This window comes from Hyphomicrobiales bacterium (assembly GCA_030688605.1).
Taxonomy (GTDB): Bacteria; Pseudomonadota; Alphaproteobacteria; order Rhizobiales; family NORP267; genus JAUYJB01.
Window position 1 is genome coordinate 1 of sequence record JAUYJB010000085.1, and the last position, 5,129, is coordinate 5,129.

Annotated in this window: 4 protein-coding genes and 1 riboswitch; of the genes, 3 read left to right on the forward strand and 1 reads right to left on the reverse strand. The window is 65.5% G+C overall.

Annotated features, from left to right (window positions below):
- Positions 1 to 31 precede the first annotated feature (31 nt).
- Positions 32 to 1,084 (reverse strand): MaoC family dehydratase, encoded by a 1,053-nt coding sequence (locus Q8P46_09790; GenBank protein ID MDP2620451.1) that lies wholly within the window; start codon positions 1,082 to 1,084, stop codon positions 32 to 34.
- Positions 1,085 to 1,196: 112 nt separating this feature from the next.
- Between Q8P46_09790 and Q8P46_09795 the strand changes: the two genes are divergently transcribed.
- The 3 genes from Q8P46_09795 to Q8P46_09805 form a co-directional block, all read left to right on the forward strand.
- Complete coding sequence (locus tag Q8P46_09795) at positions 1,197 to 2,291, forward strand: IS630 family transposase (GenBank protein ID MDP2620452.1); 1,095 nt, start codon at positions 1,197 to 1,199, stop codon at positions 2,289 to 2,291.
- A gap of 385 nt (positions 2,292 to 2,676) precedes the next feature.
- Positions 2,677 to 3,918: a hypothetical protein gene (locus tag Q8P46_09800; protein MDP2620453.1), complete on the forward strand. Its 1,242-nt coding sequence runs from the start codon at positions 2,677 to 2,679 to the stop codon at positions 3,916 to 3,918.
- A 58-nt stretch (positions 3,919 to 3,976) separates the two neighbouring features.
- A riboswitch (TPP riboswitch) is annotated at positions 3,977 to 4,093 on the forward strand.
- A gap of 101 nt (positions 4,094 to 4,194) precedes the next feature.
- Positions 4,195 to 5,129: phosphomethylpyrimidine synthase ThiC (locus Q8P46_09805; GenBank protein MDP2620454.1), on the forward strand; the 935-nt coding region annotated here is incomplete at its 3' end.

Genomic DNA, 5,129 nt, shown 5'->3' on the forward strand with positions numbered 1-5,129 from the left:
GCCGGTTTGGCGCCACATCGCCTGCGGCATTCTAGCGCGGCATCAGAACCCAGTAGTCGAGGTCGAGGATGACGCCGTCGGCGTGGCCGTTCTCGGTCACGCCGGGGAAGTCGCTACAGGGCATATCTTTCGTCGCGAAGCTGCGCACCCTCAGCGCGGCGACATCCCCGCGGCCGGGCAGCGGCTCCTTTTCGACGATCTGAGACCAGGCGAACACCGTGTCGCCGGCGAACAGCGGCGCCACGTGCCGTCCGGCGTTGATCGCCGCCACGTGGAAGGCGTTGGCGAGGCCGTTGAAGGACAGCGCGCGGGCGAGGCTCATCACGTGCCCGCCATAGATCAGCCTGCGGCCGAAGCGGTCGTCGGCTTGCGCGTACTGGTTGAAATGCACCTTGGCCGTGTTCTGGTAGAGGCGGGTCGCCAGCATGTGCTCGGCCTCTTCCACCGTCATGCCGTCGACATGGTCGATTCTTTCGCCGGGCTCGTAATCGCCCCACAGGTCGTCCGAGCCCGAGGCCCAGGTGTCGTAGGTCTGCACGTCGAGATGCGGCACCGCATTGCCGAGCCGGTCGGCTTCCACCGCCTCGCGAAGCAGAGGGATCACCGGCGCGGGCGCGGGCGCGGCCTCGTCGCGCTTCCGCACCATCACCCAGCGCACATAGTCGAGCACCTTTTCGCCGTGCTGATTGCGGCCGGCCGAGCGCACATAGACGACGCCGGCTTGGCCGTTCGAGGTCTCGCGCAGGCCGATCACCTCGCTTTCCGCGTTCAGCGTGTCGCCGGGATAGACCGGGGCGTGGAAGACGCACTCGGCATAGCCGAGATTGGCGACGGCGTTGAGCGAGATGTCCGGCACCGTCTTGCCGAAGACGATGTGGAAGACCAGGAGGTCGTCGAGCGGCGCGGCGCGGTAGCCGAGCGCGCGGGCGAGCACGTCGGAGGACTGGACGGCGAAGCGGCTGCCATAGAGTGCTGTGTAGAGCGCCGTGTCGCCCGAGGTGAGGGTGCGCGGCGTGGCGTGGCGCAGCACCTGGCCGACGGTGAAACCCTCGAAGAACTTGCCGGGATTGGTCTTGACGGTCATAAGCTCCTGCGCGCTCTACCCTCGGGTGGTACCGCTCTAGTATTCTGTCCCATAAATAAATTTACATATCTTGCGAACGGATTCATGATTCGCTCCTGCCAGGGAGGGGATCATGGCGCGCATTGGACGACCTCAGGAAAGAGAACTGGTGCTTGCGGAGAGCGAGCGAGACGAATTGGAGCGGATCGCGCGCTCGCGCTCCGCGGCACACGGCCTGGTCCGGCGGGCTGAGATCATCCTGGCCTCCGCCGGTGGCGAAGCCAATACATCGATCGCGCGCCGGCTGGGTGTCACCAATCCGACGATCTGTCATTGGCGCAAGAAGTGGTTTGAGCAAGGTCTTGCCGGGCTCTATGGCGAAGCACGCCCTGGCCGTCCCCGAACCCATGACGAGGAAGCGGTGGCCAACCTTCTGCGCACCGTCCTCAAAAAGAAGCCTGCGATGGGAACGCATTGGACCGTGCGTTCCGCCGCGGAGGCCACCGGCCTCTCGAAGAGCACGGTGGCCCGGATGCTCGCTCTGTTCGGCGTTCAACCGCATCGCTCCAAGAGCTTCCAGCTTTCCACCGATCCCTTGTTCGTCGACAAGGTGAAGGACATTGTCGGGCTCTATCTCAACCCGCCGGATCACGCCGTCGTCTTGTGCGTCGACGAAAAGAGCCAGATTCAGGCGCTCGAGCGCGCTCAGCCCATTCTGCCGCTGGGGCTCGGCTATATCGAGGGCGTCACCCATGGCTATGTCCGGCACGGCACAACGACATTGTTCGCAGCCCTCGATATTGCCAATGGGCAGGTTCTGACCCAGTGCCGGGCCCGTCATCGCCATCAGGAGTTCCTGGGCTTTCTCAAGCATATCGATGCCAACGTCGCCAAGAAGCTCGACATCCACCTCGTCGTGGATAATTACGCCGCGCACAAACATCCAAAGGTGCGTGCATGGCTCGCCGCACGGCCGCGCTTCCATCTGCACTTTACGCCGACCTATGCCTCATGGCTCAATCAAGTCGAACGCTGGTTCGCACTCCTGACACAACGCCAGATTCGTCGCGCGTCCTTCCTCAGCGCAAAGCATCTCGTTGCCAAGATCGCGCTCTTCGTTGAAGCCTACAATGCCAAGAGCCGACCCTTCCTGTGGACCGCAACCAGCGAGGCCATCCTCGAAAAAGTCACTAAAATATGTAAGGTTATTAATGGGACAGAACACTAGACCTTGCCGTTCGAGCCGCGTTCACTCCCCTTCACAAGGTCGTCAAGCCGCCGATTGGCCTTGCGCCGGGCGCCGACCTTGGCTCAGATAGGGCCGCTCGGCGGCCGTCGGTCCGTGCGCGCGAAAGAAGGCGCGTCGAAATTGGCGCCAAATCTTTTGACTTGACGACGCGCGCGCCCTATGCCGACGAGATGATCGTGGCCGGCCCGGCGGGGTCGGCGTCAGCGGACGAAAGTTGCGGTTGCGCCGGCGATGCGGAACTTGAGACGTCCACAGCGGGAGGACACAAATGTTGTTCATGATCCGGTTGTGGACGTAGAATGCTCCGGGGTTCGGGTAGGTACGGGCAGCCGCATGTGTCCGTCATTGTCCGGCGGCTGAGGGCATGACAGATTTTTACGCCATTCTGAAGAGCATCATCGCGGAAGCGCGTGCCGACGACGCGAAGCTTCGCGCAAGTCTCTATGCGCGCGCGCGCGGGATGCTGGAGCGCCAGCTCGACGCGCTGGACCCGCCGCCCCCCGCCGCCGCGCGTCAGCAGCAGCATGCGCGGTTTGAGGACGCGGTCCGTCGCATCGAGACGGAGATCGCGAGCCGGCCGGCGCAAACCGCGTCCGCCGCCGGGCCGCGCGCGCCGCTGGCGGCAATGGAGGAACTGGAGGCGCCTCCTTATCTCCATGACGAGGACGACGAGGCGGCCCGAATAGGCGTACCGCGCCAGCGGCGCGGCGGCGCAGCGTTCCTCGCACTCCTCGTTCTGCTCATCATCGGCGGTGGCGGCGCGCTTGCCTATTGGCGGTGGGAAGAGGTCAGGCCGCCGATCGCGAGCCTCATCTCCGAGGTCAGGACGCGATTGGGAATCGACGCCGTCGAAGGCCCGGCCGAGCCGGTGCAACAGGAGGCCGCGGGAGATGCCGCGGCGCCGGAGACGCGGTCCGAACCGCCCGCGCCCACGGAAGTCATGGAGGTTCAGCCGCGCGCGCCTCGGTCGACGGGTGACGATGAAGCTTCGCAGCCGCCGCGGGACGAGGCGGCCGGCGCGTCCGACAAGGACGAGGCCCGCGTTCCGGCGGCCGCGCTTGCCACCGAGCGCGCCTTTCTGATCGTCGAGCAGGGTGGGGAGGGCAATGAAGACAAGCGGTTTGCCGGCACCGCCCTGTGGAGCCTCGGCGGCAGCGGCGCCGACACCAGCGTGGCGGTCGCGGTCAGCATCCCGGACCGGTCGGCGGAGCTCAGCATCGTCATTCGCCCCAATGCGGACCAGTCGCTGCTGGCGAGCCACACGATCGATGTCGTCTATCACGCTCCGGCCGGCGGGGAAGGGCTGATCACCAATGTGCCGGGCTTCATGGTTCGGGTCAAAAACGGCGATTCGTCGATACCGCTGCGCGGCGCCGGCGCACTGGTCGTTCCGGGCCAGTATCTGATCGGCCTGTCCGGCGCCCCGGCCGACCGGGCGCACAACACGTCCATGCTCAAGAACGCGGAATGGCTCGTGATTCCGGCCGAGTTCGAGAGCAAGCGGAAAACCGTGATCGTGATCGAAAAGGGCGCCAGCGGCCAGGCTGCGATGGCCAAGGCCTTCGCCGCCTGGGAGGCGGCGAAAACCCCCGCCCAAATCCAGTAACAGGACGGAAAAGCCGACTTCCCTCTTGTGCCGCGGCCCGCCGTGCCCCATTGTTAGAGTCAGTTCCGAGGGGTGTGCCCCGTTTGGGCACTGAGACGGCCGCGTGAACGCCGCGCCGAACCCTTAGAACCTGATCCGGGTCATGCCGGCGAAGGGATTGGAACCGCATGCTTCCCCTCTCCGACATGCTGAGAAGAGTGACGGCCTCGCGTGTTCGCGCGCTGAGATGGCGAATTCGGCTATTTGGCCCGGGGCCAATGCGAAACGGAGCTCGAGATGAACAAGCACGCCCGTGAGACCGAACTGATGCGGCCGGAAGTGACGACCGGCCCGCTGCCCGCCTCGCGCAAGGTCCATGTGCAGTCCGACCATGCGGCCGATATCCGGGTGCCATTGCGCGAGATCGCGCTGAGCGAAGGCGCCGAGGCGGCGACGCTTCGCGTCTACGATTGCTCCGGCCCCTATACCGACCCCGAGGCGAAGATCGACGTCGAGAAGGGTCTTGCCCGCGCGCGCGATGCCTGGGTGAACGAGCGCGGCGGGGTCGAGGCCTATGACGGCCGCGAGATCAGGCCGGAGGACAATGGCGCCGTCTCCGCCAGGAAGATGGCGCGCGCCTTCCCGGTGCGGCGGCAGCCCCTGCGCGGCCTTCCCGGCCACCCCGTGACGCAGCTCGAATTCGCCCGCGCCGGCATTGTCACCAAGGAGATGATCTATGTCGCCGAACGCGAGAATCTCGGCCGCAAGCAAGCGGCGGAGGGCGCCAAGGCGAGGCTTGCCGACGGCGAGAGCTTCGGCGCGGCGATCCCCGAATTCATCACGCCGGAATTTGTCCGCCAGGAGGTCGCCCGCGGCCGCGCGATCATCCCCGCCAACATCAATCACGGCGAACTGGAGCCGATGATCATCGGCCGCAACTTCCTCGTCAAGATCAACGCCAATATCGGCAATTCCGCCGTCACCTCCTCGGTCGAGGAGGAGGTGGAGAAGATGGTGTGGGCGATCCGCTGGGGCGCCGACACGGTGATGGACCTGTCCACCGGCAGCAACATCCACACCACGCGCGAATGGATTATCCGCAATTCGCCGGTGCCGATCGGCACGGTGCCGATCTACCAGGCGCTGGAGAAATGCGACGGCGACCCGGTCAAGCTCACCTGGGAGCTTTATCGCGACACGCTGATCGAGCAGTGCGAGCAAGGCGTCGACTA